This window comes from Pseudomonas sp. NPDC098740 (assembly GCF_044760065.1).
Classification (GTDB): Bacteria; Pseudomonadota; Gammaproteobacteria; order Pseudomonadales; family Pseudomonadaceae; genus Aquipseudomonas; species Aquipseudomonas rossensis.
The window spans coordinates 15,924-37,669 of record NZ_JBIWAM010000032.1 but is presented as its reverse complement, the minus strand read 5'-3'; the positions used below and the strand labels follow the sequence as shown (position 1 = coordinate 37,669).

Here is a 21,746-nt window from a genome sequence, read left to right as displayed (position 1 = left end):
CAAACATAAAAAACGATAAAAATTAATGGCTTGGTTCTTCGTCCTTCTCTTTCTTTATACGCAGGTAAATTTCCTCACGGTGGACCGCAACCTCTTTCGGGGCGTTGACACCGATACGCACTTGATTTCCTTTGACGCCGAGCACGGTCACGGTGATTTCGCCATCACCAATAATCAGGCTTTCTGCACACCGACGAGTCAGAATCAGCATACCTTTCTCCTCACGCATTTCATTTCAGGGACAACAGTCTGCAAAAAAAAGGCACTCGACCTACAACCTGAACGATCGCAGCCCTACATGCCTGAGTATTGACTAGCGCGAGCAAAAGAACAGCCTCGAGTCGCACCATTCAAAAAAACAAAGGGCGCGGTCAGACCGCGCCCTTTGGCAAACGCATCACTCGCCCTGACGGGCCGGCGCGTCCAGTTCGAAAGCTGTGTGCAGAGCGCGCACAGCCAGTTCCAGGTACTTCTCTTCGATCACTACGGAGACTTTGATTTCCGAGGTCGAGATCATCTGGATGTTGATGCTTTCCTTGGCCAGGGATTCGAACATGCGGCTGGCCACGCCTGCGTGGGAGCGCATGCCGACACCGACGATCGACACCTTGGCAATCTTGATATCGCCAACGACTTCACGGGCACCGATCTCGCGAGCGGTGTTTTCCAGCACGGTTTGCGCTGCCTGGAAGTCATTGCGATGCACGGTGAAGGTGAAGTCGGTGGTGTTATCGTGCGCAACGTTCTGCACGATCATGTCGACTTCGATGTTCGCGCCGCTGATCGGCCCAAGAATCTTGAACGCCACACCCGGGGTGTCTGGCACGCCACGGATGGTCAGCTTGGCTTCATCGCGATTGAAAGCGATGCCGGAAATGATCGGCTGTTCCATGGTTTCCTCTTCATCAATAGTAATGAGGTCCCGGACCCTCCTTGAAGCTGTGCAGTACGCGCAGCGGAACGTTGTACTTGCCGGCGAATTCCACCGCACGGATCTGCAACACCTTGGAACCGAGGCTGGCCATTTCCAGCATCTCTTCGAAGGTAATCTTGTCCAGGCGCTGAGCCACGGACACCACACGCGGGTCGGTGGTGTAGACGCCGTCGACGTCGGTGTAGATCTGGCATTCGTCAGCCTTCAAGGCTGCCGCCAGCGCCACGCCGGTGGTGTCGGAACCGCCACGACCGAGGGTGGTGATGTTGCCGTGCTCGTCGACGCCCTGGAAACCGGCGACAACAACCACACGACCAGCCTTCAGATCGCCACGAATCTTCTGGTCATCAATCTGCAAGATACGCGCTTTATTGTGAGCGCTGTCCGTCAGAATCCGCACCTGATTGCCGGTGTAGGACACCGCTGGCACGCCGCGCTTGATCAGCGCCATGGCCAACAGCGCAATCGTCACCTGCTCACCGGTGGAGACGATCACGTCCAGCTCACGAGGAACCGGTTGGCCGTCGCCACTGATTTGCTTGGCCAGATCGATCAGACGGTTGGTTTCGCCGCTCATTGCAGACAGCACAACCACCAGGTCATCGCCGGCCTCGCGGAATTTCTTAACCTTGTCGGCGACCTGCTCGATTCTCTCGACAGTGCCGACCGAGGTGCCTCCAAATTTCTGTACGATCAAAGCCATTTCAAAGCCGCCTCTGCCCATGAAGGGCGCCCAAATAATCACTCAAACAGCGTTCCGGCCCGCCACTAGACTGCGGGCCGGACACACTGCCTTATAAACCCTGTTCTACAAATGGAACAGTCAGGGCCAATGCCGCATCCAGTGCGCCAGCGTCAGTACCACCGCCTTGCGCCATGTCTGGACGACCACCGCCCTTCCCGCCCACTGCCGCAGCGGCTTGCTTCATCAAATCACCGGCTTTGAGTTGGCCAGTCAGGTCTTTGGTTACGCCTGCAACCAGAACGACCTTTTCCTCATGGACACTGCCGAGCAGGATCACTGCGCGGCCGAGTTTGTTTTTCAGTTGATCGACCAACGCCAGCAGCGCCTTGCCGTCCTGACCGTCCAGACGCACGGCCAACACTTTCACGCCTTTGACATCCAGGGCAGAAGCCGACAGATCGTCGCCCGCCGCGCTGGCAGCCTTGGCCTGCAACTGCTCGAGTTGCTTCTCCAGCAGACGGTTGCGCTCCAGCACAGCCGACAGCTTGTCGATCAGGTTGTCGCGGCTACCCTTGACCAGGTTGGCCGCTTCCTTGAGTTGTTCTTCAGCAGCGTTCAAGTATGCCAGCGCCGCGGCGCCAGTGACCGCTTCGATACGACGCACGCCGGAAGCCACACCGCCTTCGCTGATAATCTTCAGCAGTCCGATGTCGCCAGTCCGGTTGGCGTGGATACCACCGCACAGCTCGACGGAGAAATCACCGCCCATGCTCAGTACGCGCACATTGTCGCCGTACTTCTCGCCGAACAGCGCCATGGCGCCCTTCTGCTTGGCGGTTTCGATATCGGTTTCTTCGGTTTCAACTTCGGAGTTCTTGCGAATCTCGGTGTTGACGATGTCTTCCAGCGCCTTCAACTGTTCAGGTTTAATGGCTTCGAAGTGGCTGAAGTCAAAGCGCAGGCGCTGACTGTCGACCAACGAGCCTTTCTGCTGAACGTGCTCGCCCAGCACCTGGCGCAATGCTGCGTGCAGCAAGTGAGTCGCCGAGTGGTTCAGCGAAGTCGCGTGACGCACTTCGGCATCAACATGAGTCTCTACCGGCGCACCAATGGTCAGGCTACCCGAGGCCAGCACGCCGTGATGCAAGAAGGCGCCACCCGTTTTAGTGGTGTCGCGTACGTCAAAGCGCGCGTTACCGACCTGAAGAAAGCCGCAGTCACCGATCTGACCGCCGGATTCAGCGTAGAACGGCGTCTGGTTCAGTACGACCACACCTTCTTCGCCTTCACTGAGCACGTCGACCGACTGGCCATCTTTATAGAGACCAACGACTTTCGCCGAACCTTTAGTCGCTTCATAGCCGGTGAATTCGGTGGCCACATCAACCTTGACCAGGCTGTTGTAGTCCATGCCGAAGGAGCTGGCGGAACGGGCACGGACGCGCTGGGCTTCCATTTCGCGCTCGAAGCCTTCTTCGTCGATGGTCAGGCTGCGTTCGCGAGCGATGTCGCCGGTCAGGTCCATCGGAAAACCGTAGGTGTCGTAGAGTTTAAACACTACGTCGCCCGGCACCACGTCGCCTTTGAGCTCAGCCAGATCCTGCTCGAGGATTTTCAGGCCCTGCTCCAGGGTCTTGGCGAACTGCTCTTCTTCAGCTTTCAGTACACGTTCAATGTGCGCCTGCTGGGATTTCAGCTCAGGGAAGGCTTCGCCCATCTCGGCGACCAGCGCCGCAACGATCTGGTAGAAGAAGCTGCCCTTGGCGCCCAGCTTGTTGCCGTGACGGCAGGCGCGACGAATGATCCGGCGCAGCACGTAGCCGCGGCCTTCATTGGACGGCAGCACGCCGTCGGCAATCAGGAAACCGCACGAGCGAATGTGGTCGGCGACGACTTTCAGGGACGCCTGATTGTCGTTGGTGCAACCGATGGCCTTGGCCGATGCACTCAGCAGGCTCTGGAACAGGTCGATTTCATAGTTCGAGTGAACGTGTTGCAGCACGGCACTGATCCGCTCCAGGCCCATGCCGGTATCGACCGACGGCGCTGGCAGCGGGTGCAACACGCCATCGGCGGTGCGGTTGAACTGCATGAACACGTTGTTCCAGATTTCGATGTAACGGTCGCCGTCTTCTTCCGGCGAGCCCGGTGGGCCGCCCCAGATGTCGGCGCCGTGATCGTAGAAAATCTCGGTGCAAGGACCGCACGGGCCGGTATCGCCCATGGTCCAGAAGTTGTCAGACGCGTACGGCGCGCCTTTGTTGTCGCCGATACGAACCATGCGCTCGGCCGGAACACCGATTTCCTTGGTCCAGATCTCGTACGCCTCGTCATCGCTGGCGTAGACGGTGACCCAGAGCTTTTCTTTCGGCAGGTTCAGCCACTTGTCGGACGTCAGGAAGTTCCAGGCGTAGGTGATCGCGTCGCGCTTGAAGTAATCACCGAAGCTGAAGTTACCCAGCATTTCGAAGAATGTGTGGTGACGAGCGGTATAACCGACGTTTTCCAGGTCGTTGTGCTTGCCGCCGGCGCGCACACATTTCTGGCTGCTGACCGCGCGGGTGTACGCGCGCTTTTCCTGGCCCAGGAAACAGTCCTTGAACTGGTTCATCCCCGCGTTAGTGAACAGCAGGGTTGGGTCGTTGCCCGGAATCAAAGAGCTGGAGGCTACACGGGTGTGGCCTTGCTCTTCTAAGAAGCGAAGGAAGGCTTCACGGATTTCTGCGCTTTTCATTAGGTTCTTCCACGGAGGCTGCGGCCAAAGGCCTGTGCGAAACGTCAACAGACGAAGCGACGGCAAAGGGCCGCATTATATAGGCCCTGCGCGCGGGGTACAGCGTGTTTATACGATAGAAACGGTCAATTGGACCGCTAACGCTATCAGTTGCGCGAAAACTCGACGAATGTCGCGACGACCTGCTCGATTTGAGCGCGGCTGACGTCCATGTGCGTGACCATGCGCAGACGTCCGGCAGCGCTCAGCTTGATCCCGCGTTCAGCGGCAAACGCCTTGATGGCCTCGGCCTTGTCGCCCATCTGCACGTAAACCATGTTGGTCTGCACCGGCTCGACCTCGTAACCCGCCGCTCGCAAGCCTTCGGCCAGCAACTGCGCATTGGCGTGGTCATCAGCCAGACGCTGAACATGGTTATCCAGCGCGTACAAACCTGCTGCCGCCAGAATCCCGGCCTGGCGCATGCCGCCGCCGACCATCTTGCGCAGGCGTCGCGCCTTAGCGATCAATTCGACCGAGCCGCACAGCACCGAACCGATCGGCGCGCCCAGGCCTTTGGACAGGCAGACCGATACGGAATCAAAGTGCTGAGTAATTTCCCGGGCATCGACACCCAGCTTGACCGCCGCGTTGTACAGCCGCGCGCCGTCCAGGTGCAGCTGCAACCCCTGTTCACGGGTAAAGCTTCGAGCCCGCGCCAGATACTCCAACGGCAAAACCTTGCCTTGCATGGTGTTTTCCAGCGCCAGCAAATGGGTACGGGCGAAGTGGAAGTCATCCGGTTTGATCGCAGCCGCGACGTGCGCCAGGTCCAGCGAGCCGTCGGCCTGCACTTCCAGTGGCTGCGGCTGGATCGAACCCAGCACCGCTGCACCACCCCCTTCGTACTTATACGTGTGAGCCTGCTGGCCGACGATGTATTCGTCACCGCGTTCGCAGTGGGCCATCAAGCCCAGCAGATTGCTCATGGTGCCCGTCGGAACAAACAGCGCTGCAGCAAAACCCAACTGATTCGCAAGCTCGGCTTCCAGTCGATTGACCGTCGGATCTTCGCCGTAAACGTCGTCACCAGTGGCCGCGCCGGCCATCGCGTCGAGCATCCCTGCGGTCGGTTGGGTGACGGTGTCGCTGCGAAGATCAATAACGCTCATGAATCTGGCCTCGGTAAGCAGGGAAAATCCCTTTCAGTCAGGAATTACTGCGGTCATGCGGACGAATAATCAACCCTTGGGTAGGAAAAGACTTCCTGAACCGACGAAAAAGTCGATAGCAATCATCAGATAGCAGCAATGCACAGGTGAGAAATATGTGTTAAAAACGCTTCGTCGCCAAACAATCTGGCGGCAAAACGTTCTCAGGGCGGGGTGCAACTCCCCACCGGCGGTAATTGCGCGCAATGCGCATAGCCCGCGAGCGCTTGGCGACAGGCACGGCAATGGCTGTGATGGCGGCAAGGTCAGCAGACCCGGTGTGATCCCGGGGCCGACGGTCATAGTCCGGATGAAGAGAGAACGGGATTGGCGCCAAAGGGCCGTCCGCAGGCATTCGTGCGAGCGTGCGTACCCTTAAATCCCATTCGATTCATATGCCCTGTTTTTTACATAAACAGGAGTCAGAACATGCAACCCACCGCAATCGATAGCAAAAGCAAAAACCATCAGGGCGAGCGCGTTGCGTTCATCCAGGCCTGCTGGCACAAGGAAATCGTCGATCAGAGCCGTAAAGGCTTTGTGGCCGAAATGATTGCTCAGGGTTATCAGGAATCGGAAATCGATTTCTTTGAAGTCGGCGGCGCCTTTGAAATTCCGCTGCACGCCAAGCTGCTGGCCAAGTCCGGTCGTTATGCCGGCATCGTCGCGGCGGGTCTGGTAGTCGACGGCGGCATATATCGCCACGAATTCGTCGCCCAGTCGGTGATCAGCGGTTTGATGCAAGTTCAGCTGGAAACCGAAGTGCCGGTGTTCTCGGTGGTTTTGACCCCGCACCACTTCCATGCTGGAGAAGAACATCAGAAGTTCTTCTTCGAGCACTTTGTGCATAAAGGCCAGGAAGCGGCGAAGACGTGCGCGGATACGTTGCACAAGATGCGTGCGTTGCGTCGTAGCGAGCCACGTGCGGTAGCGGTCTAAACTCAAAACCTGTGGTTTGGGGTGAGGTCTTTGGCTTCACTCAAATCAAATGTGGGAGCGAGCTTGCTCGCGATGGCGGACTGACAGCCAACATAACGTTGAATGTTGACCCGCTATCGCGAGCAAGCTCGCTCCCACATTGGTTCTATGCCTGGCATGAGATCAGGGTCAGGCGAGGTTTTCGTCGGTAGTCGGCACAATCAGGATGCCGGCGCGCAGGCCGTTCTTGACCTTGGGGTTCGGGAAGATGATCCGGGCACCCTCCTCCTCAATGATCCACCGGGTCTGTGCGATGTCTTCGGCCAGCAGGTAACCCACTTCCAACTCCGAAAAGTTCTCGATGTCCACTGGCAGGTTCAAGCGGAAGCTATCGCTGTGCTTGATGATTTCTCGCGCCACGCTAAACAGCTGCAAACCGTCCAGCGCCTCTTCGGTCTGGGCTGGTTCGTTGCCTTCGATAATCTGTTTGAGGCGGGTTTCCAGCAGATCGACGTTGACCCCATCGTTCTGCCCGAACGGCCGCGCCTTGCCCAGTTCAAGGGTAAAAGACTCGGCACCAAGTTTGTCGTAAGTGTAGGAGCTGAAAACGATGGACGGCTTGTTTTGCAGCAGCACCGCTTCCATGCCGGCAGCGCGCAGGCGCGCCAGTTCCAGGCGTGAATGCTGACGGCCTTCTTTCCAGGGATACAGCGCGAACTGCTCGATTTTCGAACCGCGAATGGCCGTGTGCAGGTCGTAGTGCAGACGGTTGCGATCCGGCAGGCTGAAGAAACTCGCCGCCAGCCGCTCCAGTTCACACGCGCGCAGGGCTTCGGAGCCACTGCTTTGTTCGTGACGGCCGTTGAACAGCCGATTGACGTCCTGCTCGATGAAACGCTCGCCTTTGCGAATCGCTTCCGGGTTGCCGAACAGGAACAGAATACGTGCGCGGGGCTTAAGATCGCCGCGGGCAATGTCGTGCAACAGGCGATCAAGCAACTCGATCGGAGCTGTTTCGTTGCCATGGATGCCGGCCGATAGCAGCAGATCCAGGCCTTTGTCGCGAGCTTCAGGTGGCCGGACTTCCAGCGCACCTTCGCTCAACCAGCGCATGCGCACGCCTTCGACAGTCAGTTGAGTCTTCTCCGCCGGTTCGCGGCCGGCGAGGGTCAGTTCAAGCAGTTTGCCGAGGGCGAGCATAGAGCGGTTTCCTTAGTGGTCGTGCGCGCAATCCGGGCCGTGCACATGGTCTTCGTCACCGACTTCAGCCGGTTCCATTTCCAGTTGCAGACTTACCAGATTAGTCGCCAATGGGCGCAGCAGCAGGTTTGCGTATTCAGCGTCACCTTCTTCGACGTCCACGCCGATCAGCAATTGGCCGCGGCCGTCTTGCTGAATCCACAGCTCTTTGCCTTGCCACATGACCGCGACGCGGGTGCAGGAAGTTTCCAGTTGCGTGCCGTCGGTGTCTTCAAGGATCAGCTGCAGGGTATCGCTCATGGTCTTTACGCTCTCGACGTTCAATTGATCTGGAATGGATAAACCGCGCCCAGTTTAAGGATTTGCGTCAGTTCATCCAGTGCCGCCCGGCACTCAAGCAGCAATTGCGGGTCCGCGAGATCGTTTTCGGTCATGCGGTCGCGGTAGTGCTTGTCGACCCATTCGGTCAGCGTGCCGTACAACGGTGCCGTCATGATAACCCCTGGGTTGACGGCCGCCAGTTCGGTTTCGTTGAGCGCGACGCGCAGTCGCAGGCAAGCCGGGCCGCCGCCGTTCTGCATGCTTTGCTTCAAATCGAACACTTTCACTTCGCGGATCAGGCCACCGGAGCTGGTCAAACCTTGCAGGTACTGCCAGACACGCTCGTTGCCACGGCATTCTTCCGGCACGATCAACAGCATCGAGCCGTCAGGACGCGACAGCAGTTGGCTATTGAACAGGTAGGAACGAACGGCGTCTTCCACGGTGACCGCGGAACGCGGTACGCAGATCGACTGAAATTTCCCACCGACTTTGGCGAGCTTGCTTTGCAATTCAGCGAGCATCTGCTCGGTGTCGAGGAACGCGTCCTCGTGATAGAACAGCACCTCGCCATTACCCACCGCGATCACATCGTTGTGGAACACGCCCTGATCGATCACCGAAGGGTTCTGCTGAGCGTAGACAACGCCGTCATCGCTCAAGCCGTGCAGGCGGGCAACCGCCTGGGAGGCTTCGAGGGTCTGACGGGCCGGGTATTTCTGCGGTGCCGGGTAACGGGTGTCGAACGCGCTGCGACCGAACACGAAGAACTCGACGCCCGCTTCGCCGTATTCACGGCAGAAACGGGTGTGGTTGGCTGCGCCTTCGTCCCCGAACTGCGCCACGGCCGGCAAGGCGGCGTGGTGAGCGAAATGCTTCTGATCAGCGAACATCGCCCCCAGCACGCGACTGGTAGTCGGGTGTTCGATGCTGCGGTGATATTTGCAGTTCAGGTTGGCCGCGGTGAAATGCACACGGCCATCCGCGGTGTCGGCGCTCGGGCTGACGGTGGCGGCGTTAGCCACCCACATGCTCGACGCCGAGCAACTGGCCACCAGCAACGGCATTGCATCTTTAGCCGCCTGCTCGATCACCTGAGCGTCGGTGCCGCTGAAACCCAAACGACGCAGGGCTGCCACGTCCGGGCGTTCCTGTGGTGCGAGCACGCCCTGTTGAAAGCCCATTTCCATCAGCGATTTCATCTTCGCCAGGCCTTGCAGCGCGGCTTCCTTCGGGTTCGAAGACTGCTGGCTGTTGCTCTGGGACGCGACGTTGCCGTAGGACAAACCGCCGTAGTTATGGGTCGGCCCCACTAGACCGTCAAAATTGACTTCATAGGATTTCATCAGCGAGGCTCCACGAGAATCTGTTGTTGTAGGCATCTGGTAACTGTTCTTTGAGACCGAGTCGCGGCTATCGCGAGCAAGCTCGCTCCCACAGGTTTTGCGCAATCCTTGTGGGAGCGGGCTTGCCCGCGATTGGGCCTTACGACATGCGCACGCCCGGGGTTAGCGCGGCAGGCAAGGTCAGGCTCGGCGTTTCCAGCGAAGCGACCGGGTACGCGCAGTAATCTGCTGCGTAGTAGGCGCTGGCACGGTGGTTGCCCGAGGCGCCGACACCGCCGAATGGCGCGCTGCTCGCAGCACCGGTCAGCTGTTTGTTCCAGTTGACGATGCCAGCACGGCTTTCCAGCCAGAACTGCTGATAACGCGCCTCGGAATCCGACAGCAGACCGGCCGCCAGGCCATAGTCGGTATCGTTGGCTTCAGCGATCGCCGCCTCAAAATCAGCGTAGCGGATCACTTGCAGCAGCGGGCCGAACAGCTCTTCGTCAGGGCGATCAGCCACTGCCGTTACGTCCAGAATGCCTGGGGTCAGCAAGGCGGCTTGAGCTTGAGGTTGAGTCATTTCCAGCAATGCTACTGCGCCGTTACCCAGCAGATGTTCCTGCGCATCCATCAGTGCTTTCGCAGCGCCGAGGGAAATCACCGAGCCCATGAACGGTGCCGGTTGCTGATCAAACGCGCCGACGTCAATCGTACGGCTGACCGCCACCAGACGCGCCAGCAGCGAGTCACCCCAGGCGCCCTGCGGCACCAGCAAGCGGCGCGCACAGGTGCAACGCTGACCGGCGGAAATGAACGCCGACTGAATGATGGTGTAAACGGCAGCATCGAGGTCTGCGACCTGATCAACGACCAGCGGGTTGTTACCGCCCATTTCCAGCGCGAGGATCTTGTCCGGACGACCGGCAAACTGTTGATGCAGGTGATTGCCGGTGCGGCTGGAGCCGGTGAAGAACAAGCCATCGATGCCCGGGTTCGCCGCCAGGGCGATACCGGTCTCGCGAGCGCCTTGCAGCAGGTTCAACACGCCTGCCGGCAGACCGGCTTCGATCCAGCACTTGACCGTCAGTTCGGCGACTTTCGGCGTCAGCTCGCTTGGTTTGAACAGCACGCTATTACCGGCCAGCAGCGCCGGCACGATGTGACCGTTCGGCAGGTGACCAGGGAAGTTGTAAGGCCCGAACACCGCGACCACACCGTGTGGCTTGTGGCGCAACACGGCGGTGGCGTCGCCCAAGGGGCCGCTCTTCTCGCCGGTACGTTCGCGGTAGCTCTGCACCGAGATGGCAATCTTGTTGACCATGCTGGTGACTTCGGTCGCCGCTTCCCACAAAGGCTTGCCGGTTTCTTCACCGATAGTGCGAGCCAGTTCGTCAGCATTGTTCTTCAGCGCGGCGGCAAAGGCCTCCAGCACTGTGATGCGCTCTTCCAGGGTACGTCGGGCCCAGCCCGGGAATGCCTGGCGCGCGGCTTGCACGGCCGATTCAACCTGAGCAGGGGTAGCGCCTTCGCCGGCCCACAGCACTTGTTGGGTTACCGGGTTCAGCGACTGAAAGGCTTCACCCTGGCCGGCCAGCCATTCACCTGCGATGTACAGCGAATTCATTATTTCGACTCCCTGGCAGCGGACAACGGAACGGCGCGCACTTGATCGCCGGCGTTTAGTTGAAGACGTTTGGCGGTCAGTGGATCGACCACCAGCGTACCGGCGGCGAAACGTGCAGGAGCAGCAGTGATCCGGCAGTCGTCGCGCTTGCGGTTATGAATCAGGAACGGTGTGGCGTCGTCACCCGGCGTGCCGATGGCCAGCACCAGCGCCTGGCTGTCGCGCACTGCGCGGATCTTGCCGGTTTCACACTCAACAGCAGGACCGGCGTCGAAGATGTCGACGTAGCCTTGATAGCTGAAACCTTCGCTTTTGAGCATGGCCAACGCCGGCTCGGTGTCCGGATGAACCTGGCCGATCACGTTGCGCGCATCTTCCGACAGGAAGCAGGTGTAAAGCGGGAATTTCGGCATCAGTTCGGCGATGAACGCCTTGTTGCCCACGCCAGTCAGGTAGTCAGCCTGGCTGAATTCCATCTTGAAGAAGTGACGCCCCAGGCTTTCCCAGAACGGCGAACGCCCCGCTTCATCGGACATACCGCGCATCTCGGCGATGATCTTGTTGCCGAACAGCTGCGGGAACTCGGCGATGAACAGCATCCGCGCTTTGGCCAGCATGCGACCGTTGAGGCCAGTGCGGTAGTCGGCGTGCAGGAACAGCGAGCACAGCTCGGAATTGCCGGTCAGGTCGTTGGCCAGGAACAGCGTCGGGATTTCGCGGTAGATGTTCAGCTCTTGCGAAGCGCTGACGGTCAGGCCAACCCGGAAGTTGTACCAAGGTTCACGCAGACCGACGGCGCCAGCGATGGCGGAAATGCCGACCACGCGGCCGTCATCGTCTTCGAGCACGAACAGGTAGTCTGCATCGCCCCGCCCGGCTTCGCCGCGGAAGGTCTTCTCGGCCCAGCCGACCCGATGGGCCAGACGCTCTTCATTGGCCGGCAATGTGGTCAGGCCGGTGCCGGTGCTGCGGGCCAGGTCGATCAGAGCGGGTAAATCGCTGCTGCGTACGGGACGAACGATCATGCTATCTCCTCAAACGGGCCGCTTGCGCCACCCGTGAAACTCGCTGCTTTTTAGGCATTCTTTCTAGGCATACCAGCAGGTGTTAAACCGCCACCAGGCGCACGCTGGCACCTTCGCCGACGCCCAAGGCTTCGGCCGCTTCAAGATCCAGGGTCACGGGTTTGCCCGGCGCGTAATCGAGCTCAAGCAAAACGGCGCGGTAATCCTGCAATTGGGCGTTGGCCACCAAGTACTGACGACCCGCGCCTTTGACCGGCTCGCCGATTTTCACCGGGACGACTCGGCTCTGGGCGATCGAACGGATCCCCGAGACACGGGCGTGCAGGGTCGGCCCACCGTCGAAAATGTCGATGTAGTGATCGGTTTCGAAGCCTTCGCGCATCAGGATGTCGAAGGTGATCTGCGCCCGTGGGTGCACCTGCCCCATCGCTTCTTGAGCGGAGTCCGGCAGCAGCGGCACATAGATCGGGTAATGCGGCATCAACTCGGCCAGGAACGTCCGGCTCTTCAGACCGCACAGACGCTCGGCAGCGGCGTAGTTGAGGTCGAAGAAATTACGACCGATGGCATCCCAGAACGGCGAATCACCATTTTCATCGCTGTAACCGACGATCTCGGTCACCACAGAATCGGCAAAACGCTCCGGATGGCTGGCCACGAACAGCAAGCGACCACGGGAGTTGAGTTCCGACCAGGCCGAACCCACCAGCTCCGGCAGCACGTAGAAACTGGTCAGCAAGCTGTTGCCGGTCAGGTCGTGGCACTGGGATAGCACGTGGATCTTGTTATGAATCTTCAGCTCGCGGGAGGCGTGCACAAAGGTTTCATTACGGAAGCTGTAGAACGGCTCGGAATAACCGGCCGACGCAACGATGGCCGAGCAGCCCACCAGTTTGCCGGTGGCGGTGTCTTCGAGGACGAAGAAATAGCTCTCTTCACCGTTGAAGCTGACTTCGGCGGCGAACGAGGCTTCGCTTGCTGCGATCTTGTCGCTCAGGCGTTCAACGTCATCCGGCAAGGAAGTGACACCAATCGGGCTGTCCGCAGCCAGACGCTGTACCTCGCCCAGATCAGCCATTTGCGCGGGGCGCATCACCAGCATGGTGTCACTCCTTTCTCGAAAAACTCTTTGAGGAAAAATAACCGGGCCAGTCCTGAAAACTCAGAGTCAACTGTGGGAGCGAGCTTGCTCGCGATGAGGCCCTGCCAGTCGCCATCAATGTCGACTGTCAGATAGCTATCGCGAGCAAGCTCGCTCCCACATTGAATCTGGCCCGGCATAAAAATTGGGTTCGACGCCCGAAAGTCAGGCGTCGAATTAACTATCAGGCTTGAGTCAGCTTGGCTGCGGCGCGCTCGAAACGGTCCAGACCGGCATCGATATCGGCGTCTTCAACCACCAGGCTTGGCGCGAAACGAACCACGTCCGGGCCGGCTTGCAGAATCATCAGGCCTTCTTTTTCAGCGGCGTTGAAGATGTCCTTGGCCTTGCCTTTCCAGGCATCGTTCAGCACGCAACCAATCAACAGGCCCATACCCCGGACCTGGGTGAACAGGCCGTACTTCTCGCCGATCTGCTCCAGGCGAGCCTTGAACTTGTCGTGCTTGGCGTTCACGCCGGCCAGCACTTCAGGGGTATTAACCACGTCGATCACGGCTTCAGCGACAGCGCACGCCAGCGGGTTGCCGCCATACGTGGTGCCGTGAGTGCCGACGACCAGGTGTTTGGCGAGGTCTTCGGTGGTCAGCATCGCGGCGATCGGGAAACCACCGCCCAGGCTCTTGGCGCTGGTCAGGATGTCCGGCGTCACGCCGTAATGCTGGTAGGCGAACAGCTTGCCGCTGCGGCCCATGCCGGTTTGCACTTCGTCGAAAATCAGCAGCGCGTTGTGCGCGGTGCACAGTTCACGGGCGCCTTGCAGGTACTCGAGTTCGGCCGGGATCACGCCGCTCTCGCCCTGGATCGGCTCCAGAACCACAGCGCAAGTCTTGTCGGAAATGGCGGCTTTCAGAGCGGCCAGATCGTTGAACGGCACGTGGGTGATACCGGTGATCTTCGGACCGAAGCCATCGGAATACTTCGACTGACCACCGACGTTCACGGTGAACAGGGTACGACCGTGGAAGCTGTTGAGCGCGGCGATGATTTCGTACTTCTCGCTGCCGAAACGATCGAAACCGACGCGACGGGCCAGCTTGAAGGCGGCCTCGTTGGCTTCGGCGCCGGAGTTGCAGAAGAACGCGCGATCGGCAAACGTGGCGTCGATCAGCTTATGGGCCAGGCGCAAGGCCGGCTCATTGGTGAACACGTTGGACACGTGCCACAGCTTGTTCGCCTGCTCGGTCAAGGCACTCACCAGCGCCGGGTGCGCATGGCCCAATACGTTAACGGCAATCCCGCCGGCGAAGTCGATCAGCTCGCGGCCAGACTGGTCCCAGACGCGGGAACCGGCGCCACGCACAGGAATGAAAGCGGCAGGCGCGTAGTTGGGAACCATTACCTGGTCGAAATCGGCGCGTTGTACCGCAGCGTGCTCAACGGACATCGGAGTCTCCTGATGAGGAACACTCGCCTGAAACTGGCGAGCGATGGGGGGATTGTAAGGACAGTTTTCAGCCCGGCCTTGCCGCCAAGCGACAACTTCTTATAGCGCAAACCCCGGTTTTTCCCGGGTTTACGGCAATGCGACATATAGGGTCGCAAAGGCGCAGTTTAAACCGCCGGCACAGGTTATAGGCAGGGTTGTCGAGCGGTGCGGTAAATATGTACCGCACGTAACCGATCATCGTCTGTTTTGCTGGCGGCTCATCCAAAACGCTAAGGGAATAGCGCATGAGCCGATACGAGAACGATCGCCTTTCCACTACTGGGGGCAGTGAATCCGCTACGCAACCGGACGATCACTACCATCACCTGTTCAACAATCTGCCAGTCTGGGTATTAGAAGCATCGTCCAGTACACACCGAGCTCTCAAGAACGCCACGCTTATGACGCCGGACTGGCATGGCACCGCAACACCGCTGCAGCACCAGTCGCTGAAAAAGATCAGTCAGGAACACTGGACCCATCGAAATCGTCTGGACTCAATGCTGTCGAAGCTGCGAAGCGCACAAGCCTTTGCCGAACCACTGCTGAGCGACGCCCTGAAAACCCGGTTTGACCTGGATCTGGACGTCAAAACCACCTTCCTGCGGCTGTACATCCCTCAAACCGTGCCGCTTTTCGGAATCAAGACTGGCGCCGCGCGCACCTGGACCGTGTCGATGCTCGACGCCGCCCTGCATAACTTTCAGGAATCGGAAACAGCGGCAGGGGCTTACGAGCCAGCCTCGACGTTCATCACCCAACCTTCGCCCACAGGACAGTTCGATACGCTGCCGACGGTCAAGAAAAAGCTCACTATCCCGGCCTTTACCCGGTTATGCCGGGAACTGGATATCGGCGCCCGGTACAACGCTTACCTCAAAGACAATCTGGGACCGTCCAACCCGGTGGCCGGCGCGATGTTGAAATCAAAGGTGATCGGCTCGCACAAAACAGCACTCAAATCCGCGCTGCAGATGGCGCAAATCCGAAAGGATATTCCAGCGGATGCCCATCTCTCGATCCTGCGCATTCTGGAAGGGCGTTCGGGTGCTCGACTGGATGGGCAGCCGCTATATGGTCACGACCTGACAATGATGTCCTCCTCGCTGACCGGCATTGTCATTTTCGCGGCGAGCCTGGAGCGCGCACGCACGGCAACACGGATCATTGCCTACATTCCCGATGATCCAGAGCATCCTCTCAAGGAATACCCGAATACATTGGCGTTCATGATCGAGCTGACCCGCAAACTGCGCTCGCCCGCTTATCAAACGTTCTTCAGTCGTTTCGTCGACCACAAGGAAAGAGGACATTTTTTCGCGGACCTCAACCGTCGCCTCCAGAGCGTGACCTGGCATCAACACCGACAGGGCGACCCACTGCCGAGCTGGCGCGAAACGCCCATCGACAAGCCTGATTTGCGGTTTTCAGCGATCCGGTTCAGAGCGGACCTGTGGAACCATCTCTATCAGCGACAGCTGAACAAGATCCTCAACGATGCAAGCACGCTCGCCGTCTCCACCGCCACTGCCGACAGCAACGCGCGATGGGCATTGTGGAATGCCTTCAGCAAAGTGGCCTCGACAATCCTTGAAATCGCAACGTTCGTTGCGTTGCCTTTCGTCCCGTTTCTCGGCGGATTGATGCTGGGCTACATGGCCTACCAGTTACTCGACGAAACCTTCGAAGGCATAGTGGACCTGGCTGAAGGGCTGAAAACAGAAGCGTTCGGGCATCTGATGACGTTCGTCGAAACGGTGGTTCAGGTGGGGACATTTGCGGTGGGCGGCGCCATCGCTGCCCGGACCCTCAGCCGCCTGCTCCCTCCTGAAGCTATTGCGCTTGTCGACCCACTCAAACCCGTCACAACGCCCGAAGGAAAAACCCGCTACTGGAAGCCGGACCTCAAGCCTTACGAACAAGCACTCATTTTGCCCGAAGTCGCAAAACCCGATCATCTCGGCCTCTATCAATACGAGGGCAAGACGCTGCTGCCACTGGAGGGAAAACTGTATGCCGTGAAGCCCGACCGCGCGCCAGGCACGTTTCAGATTGAGCATCCGAACCGAACTGATGCCTATCAACCGCCTCTGCTGCATAACAACCACGGTGCCTGGCACACAGAACTGGAGCAACCGCTGAACTGGGACCGGGAAAAGGTCATGCGCCGCCTCGGCCATAGCGTCGAGTCGTTCACCAGCGCCGAGCGCGAACAGATCCTGCGGGTCAGCGGTTACCACGACAACGTAGTGCGCGAAATGCATGTCGAACATTATCGTCCGCCTTCGCTGCTGACAGACACGATCAAGCGTTTCAGGATCAACCGGGACATCGAAACCTTTATTGAACAGATCGGCAGCGACCAACCCGAGCGCTATCGGAAGGCCGATGTGACCCTGCAACACCAACTGCTGACCAGCTTCGATTCATGGCGTGTCGACACGCCAATGCCGGCACCGGAAACCCAAACGCGAGCCTTCAGAAAACTAACGGCCGAACTCGCCCGCAAGCACGATAAATCGCTATTCGAGACACGCTATCGCGCGCAAGAGAAGACCGGCAACGTGCAGGTCCAGCGACTGCTCGACGACGTGCATGGATTGCCGACCGATGTCGCGCAAGAGCTGGTGAGCAATGCAACCGGGATCGAATTACGCCAGCTGCACAACGGTCGCACGCCCCCACGGCTCAAGGAGGCAGCACTAAAAGCCATGGAGGCCGTACGCGCAACCCGAGCCTGTGAAGGCCTTTATTCCGACATTCTGGACAACACCGACGCCCACCGACTGGCCTTGCAAAGCCTGAGTTCGCTGCCCGGTTTTCCCGCCGAGCTGCGTATTGAAGTGAGGGATTACGCCCATGACGGTCTTGTGCGCGACAGCATTGGCCAGGCCGATGCGCCAATCCTGAAAACACTGGTGCGCGCCGAAGACGGCACCTATCAGGTTTATCAAGACAATGAATCGGCGCCCGGTGATTTTTATCAGGGACTCTTTCAAGCGTTGCCGCAAGCACAGCGTAATGCATTGAGCCCATCGATCACTGATGCTCAGACACTCAAACTACGCATCGCCGAACATGCACTGAACCAACCGGCACTACGCAAACTGTTTGCAAAAAATCCCAACCGAAAACCGTTCTACGATCCGACGACCATGCGCTTGCCTGGCGGCTCGGATGGATACCGGCGCAGTTACTTCCCGACGCCGTCCCTCAACGAACGTGTTCGCGAGATTTACCCCAGCCTTTTCGAGGAAGAACTCCAGTCTGTTGTTCTCCAGTTACAAGCGCATCCCGATGGCGCTCGCACGGAGCTCTCACGCCTGTCCAGCGAGCTCTCGCGTCTGCATCGGGAACTGAACACCTGGATAAACGACTCGCCCACGGATCACCCGCAAACCCAAGTTCCCCTGAACGAATTGGAACGACAGGCCGCTAAACACAATCGCAGGCTGCTGGCCCAGGAAATCCAGCGCAGCTGGCGCCGACAATCAGAGCGGGACTTCGATGTCCCGGACGACACGCCGCGCTATGCGCTCAGATTTGCCGAGCCGATTCTTGGCGATCTACCGACGCTGACGGCCGATTTCCCCCATGTGTCATTGCTGTCCCTTGAAGGCGGTCATGCGGTGCAGGGTGTTCCCGAGTTTCTTCAGCACTTCAATGGCTTGCGCCGCCTCGATTTAAAACGCTTTTCCCTGACCGCCCTCCCCGAGGCCATTCCTCGAATGACGGACCTTGATGCGCTGGTGTTAAGCGATTGCGGAATCAGGTTCGACGCAGCCAACTGGGCGAAACTGTCTTCATTGAACAAACTGGTCATGCTGGATCTATACCAGAACCCGTTCTCTATGGTGCCCAGTGTCGAATCTATGCCTGAGCTTGTTCACCTGGACCTGAGCCGTACCGGCCTGACCGACATTCCCGACAGCGTAGTTCGCCACCCAAAACTTGATACCGCCAAACTCCTGGGCAACAAGATCAGCGAGTTGCCTGCGGAGCTCTTCCAAAGTGAGGTGTACGGTAAGCACGGCATACCCCTGACGCATAACCCGCTCTCGGACAATGCGCGACAAATGATCAAGCTTCACTATTTCGACAGCTCATACGATTTGGGCATCTCCGCCCCAGAGGCAGATATCAACCGAGTCATGGCGCTGTACCCGAACCTGGAGGTCGAACAGGCGAGCGAGTTTGTCTATGAACTGGCAGGCACACTGGCAGACGGCCGAATCGAGCTGACAAATCTTGAAGCTGAGTTGGCACAGCTGAGCAACGACTTGGTGGTATGGACTGCCGACCTTCCGGCCCAACACCCGTTGACGGGCGAACCGTTCACCGCCCAACAACAGCTTGTCGAGCGCATGAACCGTGACCAGTTCAAACAGACACTGGAGCAGTGCTGGCGGCATGAAAGCGAACAGGATGATTTCAATGAGGCGCTAGAGCCGACTTTTGAACTCACTATCCGCCCGATCATCAACGGAGAACTGCCGCCCCTGAGCGCTGATTTCAGCCATGTAACGGCGCTGGAGATTAATAGTGCCAATGGCGTGACACGTATCGGACGATTCCTGGAAGGCTTCCCCAACCTCAAAAGCCTCAGGCTTCGCGACTGTAATCTGGGCAACATTCCCGATGCTGTGTTCAAGATGGGTCAACTGCGGTCGCTGTCGCTACCTGAGTGCCGCGTCAGACTGTCAGCGGAATCGGCAAGTGCGCTGGCGGGCATGGAACAGCTCGATTATCTCGATCTGGCCCACAACCCCCTGGGGCAAACACCTGACCTGAGTCAGATGATGGAGCTCGCGACCGTACTGCTGAATGACACCGGTATCACCGAAATACCGCACGGCCTGCTGCAAATGACAGAGCTGGACTGGGCCGACCTCAGTGGCAATGCCATCACCGAAGTCCCCAGCGACTTGCTGGAACTGCCGGTGGAAATCGCTGAAAACATCAGTTTTCGAGGTAATCGATTTTCCGGGGAGAGCCTGCTACGGCTGATCGGTTACTTCGAACGGACGGGCATGGACTTTGGCGTGGAAGAGGTGATCAATCGAGGAGAGATGGATGTCTCGACTTCTGAAGGCTCCGAAATAGAGGAGTAAATCAGCCTCAGCAGGTGACGTGATTGCTCTGTCACCCACGCTCCGAGGGCACCGACGACAATTCGAACGGGCTGCTGCTGCGCCGCTGGTTGCGATCTTCCCGCGGCGTGGCACCGAAGAAGTTGCGGTAGGCGCTGGAGAAGTGCGGCCCCGAGGAGAAGCCACACGACAGGCCGATCTGGATGATCGACTTGCTGGTTTGCATCAACATCTGCCGGGCCTTGTTCAAGCGCAGTTCCAGGTAGTACTGGCTCGGCACGCGGTTGAGGTATTGCTTGAAGATCCGCTCCAGCTGCCGACGGGACACGCACACATGCTGGGCGATTTCGTCAGTGGTCAGCGGCTCTTCGATGTTGGCTTCCATCAGCAACACGGCCTGCGTCAGCTTTGGATGGCTGGAACCGAGACGATTCTGCAGCGGAATGCGCTGGCGCTCGCCGCCTTCGCGGATGCGCTCGACCACCAATTCTTCGGAGACCGCACCGGCCAGTTCCGCGCCGTGGTCACGGGCCAGCACGGCCAGCAACAAATCGAGTACCGACAGACCGCCGCACGCAGTCAGACGATCGCGATCCCAGTCGAACAGATGACTGGTGGCGATGACTTTCGGGAAACGCTCGGTGAAATCGTCCTGCCAGCGCCAATGCACGGCAGCGCGGTAACCGTCGAGCAAGCCCAGTTGGGCTAACGGGTAAACACCGGCCGACAAACCACCGATCACGCAGCCAGCACGCACCAGTTGTTTCAGCGAACTACTGAGTGCCGGCGCGAGTGTGGTCGGCGGCTCATCGGCGAGCAGAAACAATTTCTGGAAGTTTTCGAGCTTGCCGGCCCACGGCTCACCCGGCAATTGCCAGGCGCCTTCGGTCGGCGGTTCGGCCTGCAAAAACGACAGTTCGTAGACAACATCCGGATGCACACGCTGGGCAACACGCAAGGCCTCCTCAGCCAGCGAAAGCGTCAGTGCTTTAGTGCTGGGCCAAATCAGGAAACCAATTCGATGGGCAGTCATGGCGGGCAATCCGAAACGAAAACAGTGATGAAGGCATGGGCCAATGCTAGCCCGTAAATGAACGCATATCTCGAAACCGGCAGAGATCAAATGTGGGAGCGGGCTTGTCGCCCCCCCCCTGTAGGAGCTGTCGAGTGAAACGAGGCTGCGATCTTTTGATCCTGGCTTTTTAAAAGATCAAAAGATCGCAGCCTCGTTTCACTCGACAGCTCCTACAGGGGTTGGCAAACCAGCTCCCACAAGGGATCGGGGCCAGCCTCTAGATTGCGAAGCATGCACTATCCCGGTGCGCAACGGGAGATCGGTTTACTTGAGGCTACCCGAGAGGAATTGTTGCAGACGTTCGGACTGTGGATTGACCAGCACCTCACGCGGGTTGCCGCTTTCTTCGACGACACCTTTGTGCAGGAACACCAGCTGGTTCGACACTTCACGGGCGAAGCCCATTTCGTGCGTCACCACCACCATGGTCCGGCCTTCCAGGGCCAGGGCCTGCATGACTTTCAGCACGTCGCCAACCAGTTCCGGGTCGAGCGCCGACGTCGGTTCGTCGAACAGCATCACCTCAGGTTCCATCGCCAGCGCACGGGCAATCGCCACACGCTGCTGCTCGCCGCCGGACATGTGGCCCGGGTAAGCATCTTTACGATGGGCCACACCGACCTTGTTCAGGTAGTGCTCGGCCTTCTCGCGGGCTTCGGCCTTGGACATGCCGAGCACGTGGACCGGCGCTTCCATGATGTTTTCCAGCGCGGTCATGTGCGACCACAGGTTGAAATGCTGGAACACCATCGACAGGCGCGAACGCATGCGTTGCAGCTGTTTCGGGTCGGCGGCCTTCAGCGCGCCGTCCTTGTTGGCGACCAGTTTCAGCTCTTCGTTGTTGAGCAGAATCTTGCCCGCGTGCGGCTGCTCCAGCAGGTTGATGCAGCGCAGAAAAGTACTTTTGCCGGAGCCACTGGAGCCGATGATGCTGATCACATCGCCAGCCGCCGCTTTCAGGGACACGCCCTTGAGCACTTCGTGACTGCCATAGCGTTTATGCAGGTCTTGGACTTCAAGTTTGTACATGCGGT

14 protein-coding genes, 1 pseudogene and 1 riboswitch are annotated in these 21,746 nt (G+C 58.9%); of the genes and pseudogenes, 2 read left to right on the top strand and 13 right to left on the bottom strand.

Translation table 11 applies throughout. The annotated features are described in order from the left end of the window. Nucleotides 1-22 precede the first annotated feature (22 nt). The 4 genes and pseudogenes from csrA to ltaE all read right to left on the bottom strand — a co-directional run bounded on the left by csrA (nucleotide 23) and on the right by ltaE (nucleotide 5,504). Nucleotides 23-211 carry a carbon storage regulator CsrA gene (gene csrA, locus ACIQU2_RS26245; protein ID WP_002554426.1) on the bottom strand — a complete coding sequence of 63 codons (189 nt, stop codon included), beginning with the start codon at nucleotides 209-211 and terminating at the stop codon, nucleotides 23-25. A 186-nt stretch (nucleotides 212-397) separates the two neighbouring features. Continuing rightward, nucleotides 398-1,637: pseudogene (locus ACIQU2_RS26240) on the bottom strand (aspartate kinase). 91 nt (nucleotides 1,638-1,728) lie between these two features. Further along, on the bottom strand, nucleotides 1,729-4,353 hold the full coding sequence (gene alaS / locus ACIQU2_RS26235; protein WP_403145068.1) for an alanine--tRNA ligase: 2,625 nt from the start codon (nucleotides 4,351-4,353) through the stop codon (nucleotides 1,729-1,731). Nucleotides 4,354-4,499: 146 nt separating this feature from the next. Next, entirely contained in the window at nucleotides 4,500-5,504 is a 1,005-nt protein-coding gene (ltaE, locus tag ACIQU2_RS26230; protein WP_347802282.1) for a low-specificity L-threonine aldolase, read from the bottom strand. A gap of 195 nt (nucleotides 5,505-5,699) precedes the next feature. Beyond that, nucleotides 5,700-5,870: riboswitch (FMN riboswitch) on the top strand. A gap of 102 nt (nucleotides 5,871-5,972) precedes the next feature. Here ltaE and ACIQU2_RS26225 point away from each other — a divergent pair. Beyond that, complete coding sequence (locus ACIQU2_RS26225; RefSeq protein ID WP_007943897.1) at nucleotides 5,973-6,482, top strand: 6,7-dimethyl-8-ribityllumazine synthase; 510 nt, start codon at nucleotides 5,973-5,975, stop codon at nucleotides 6,480-6,482. 168 nt (nucleotides 6,483-6,650) lie between these two features. On the opposite strand, the gene astE is transcribed toward ACIQU2_RS26225, so the two are convergent. The 7 genes from astE to ACIQU2_RS26190 form a co-directional block, all read right to left on the bottom strand. Continuing rightward, nucleotides 6,651-7,661, bottom strand: coding sequence for a succinylglutamate desuccinylase (gene astE / locus ACIQU2_RS26220; protein ID WP_403145064.1), 1,011 nt, complete (start codon nucleotides 7,659-7,661; stop codon nucleotides 6,651-6,653). Nucleotides 7,662-7,673: 12 nt separating this feature from the next. Next, nucleotides 7,674-7,961, bottom strand: coding sequence for a hypothetical protein (locus ACIQU2_RS26215; protein WP_033056735.1), 288 nt, complete (start codon nucleotides 7,959-7,961; stop codon nucleotides 7,674-7,676). A 20-nt stretch (nucleotides 7,962-7,981) separates the two neighbouring features. Next, complete coding sequence (gene astB / locus ACIQU2_RS26210; protein WP_403145061.1) at nucleotides 7,982-9,328, bottom strand: N-succinylarginine dihydrolase; 1,347 nt, start codon at nucleotides 9,326-9,328, stop codon at nucleotides 7,982-7,984. 139 nt (nucleotides 9,329-9,467) lie between these two features. Further along, nucleotides 9,468-10,937, bottom strand: a complete 1,470-nt coding sequence (gene astD, locus ACIQU2_RS26205; RefSeq protein WP_347802323.1) for a succinylglutamate-semialdehyde dehydrogenase — start codon at nucleotides 10,935-10,937, stop codon at nucleotides 9,468-9,470. Continuing rightward, a complete protein-coding gene (gene astA, locus ACIQU2_RS26200) occupies nucleotides 10,934-11,959 on the bottom strand; it encodes an arginine N-succinyltransferase (RefSeq protein WP_403145058.1) in 1,026 nt (341 codons plus the stop codon). Before astA ends, astD begins: the two co-directional genes overlap by 4 nt. Before the next feature lie 82 nt (nucleotides 11,960-12,041). Beyond that, nucleotides 12,042-13,061 (bottom strand): arginine/ornithine succinyltransferase subunit alpha, encoded by a 1,020-nt coding sequence (gene aruF / locus ACIQU2_RS26195; RefSeq protein ID WP_008154316.1) that lies wholly within the window; start codon nucleotides 13,059-13,061, stop codon nucleotides 12,042-12,044. 223 nt (nucleotides 13,062-13,284) lie between these two features. Then, on the bottom strand, nucleotides 13,285-14,505 hold the full coding sequence (locus ACIQU2_RS26190; RefSeq protein ID WP_282482680.1) for an aspartate aminotransferase family protein: 1,221 nt from the start codon (nucleotides 14,503-14,505) through the stop codon (nucleotides 13,285-13,287). Between the two features lie 287 nt (nucleotides 14,506-14,792). Here ACIQU2_RS26190 and ACIQU2_RS26185 point away from each other — a divergent pair, with 287 nt between their 5' ends. Further along, nucleotides 14,793-19,658: a dermonecrotic toxin domain-containing protein gene (locus ACIQU2_RS26185; protein WP_403145054.1), complete on the top strand. Its 4,866-nt coding sequence runs from the start codon at nucleotides 14,793-14,795 to the stop codon at nucleotides 19,656-19,658. 31 nt (nucleotides 19,659-19,689) lie between these two features. On the opposite strand, the gene argR is transcribed toward ACIQU2_RS26185, so the two are convergent. Then, nucleotides 19,690-20,670: a transcriptional regulator ArgR gene (gene argR, locus ACIQU2_RS26180; RefSeq protein ID WP_403145051.1), complete on the bottom strand. Its 981-nt coding sequence runs from the start codon at nucleotides 20,668-20,670 to the stop codon at nucleotides 19,690-19,692. A gap of 306 nt (nucleotides 20,671-20,976) precedes the next feature. Then, the gene (locus ACIQU2_RS26175) at nucleotides 20,977-21,741 is read right to left on the bottom strand and encodes an ABC transporter ATP-binding protein (RefSeq protein WP_008154324.1); all 765 of its coding nucleotides are present in this window, start codon (nucleotides 21,739-21,741) and stop codon (nucleotides 20,977-20,979) included. Nucleotides 21,742-21,746: the final 5 nt, after the last annotated feature.

Bases quoted from the DNA above. Each gene is read 5' to 3' on its own strand.
- csrA (WP_002554426.1), bottom strand. From the start codon at position 211: ATGCTGATTCTGACTCGTCGGTGTGCAGAAAGCCTGATTATTGGTGAT.
- alaS (WP_403145068.1), bottom strand. From the start codon at position 4,353: ATGAAAAGCGCAGAAATCCGTGAAGCCTTCCTTCGCTTCTTAGAAGAG.
- ltaE (WP_347802282.1), bottom strand. From the start codon at position 5,504: ATGAGCGTTATTGATCTTCGCAGCGACACCGTCACCCAACCGACCGCA.
- ACIQU2_RS26225 (WP_007943897.1), top strand. From the start codon at position 5,973: ATGCAACCCACCGCAATCGATAGCAAAAGCAAAAACCATCAGGGCGAG.
- astE (WP_403145064.1), bottom strand. From the start codon at position 7,661: ATGCTCGCCCTCGGCAAACTGCTTGAACTGACCCTCGCCGGCCGCGAA.
- ACIQU2_RS26215 (WP_033056735.1), bottom strand. From the start codon at position 7,961: ATGAGCGATACCCTGCAGCTGATCCTTGAAGACACCGACGGCACGCAA.
- astB (WP_403145061.1), bottom strand. From the start codon at position 9,328: ATGAAATCCTATGAAGTCAATTTTGACGGTCTAGTGGGGCCGACCCAT.
- astA (WP_403145058.1), bottom strand. From the start codon at position 11,959: ATGATCGTTCGTCCCGTACGCAGCAGCGATTTACCCGCTCTGATCGAC.
- aruF (WP_008154316.1), bottom strand. From the start codon at position 13,061: ATGCTGGTGATGCGCCCCGCGCAAATGGCTGATCTGGGCGAGGTACAG.
- ACIQU2_RS26190 (WP_282482680.1), bottom strand. From the start codon at position 14,505: ATGTCCGTTGAGCACGCTGCGGTACAACGCGCCGATTTCGACCAGGTA.
- ACIQU2_RS26185 (WP_403145054.1), top strand. From the start codon at position 14,793: ATGAGCCGATACGAGAACGATCGCCTTTCCACTACTGGGGGCAGTGAA.
- argR (WP_403145051.1), bottom strand. From the start codon at position 20,670: ATGACTGCCCATCGAATTGGTTTCCTGATTTGGCCCAGCACTAAAGCA.
- ACIQU2_RS26175 (WP_008154324.1), bottom strand. From the start codon at position 21,741: ATGTACAAACTTGAAGTCCAAGACCTGCATAAACGCTATGGCAGTCAC.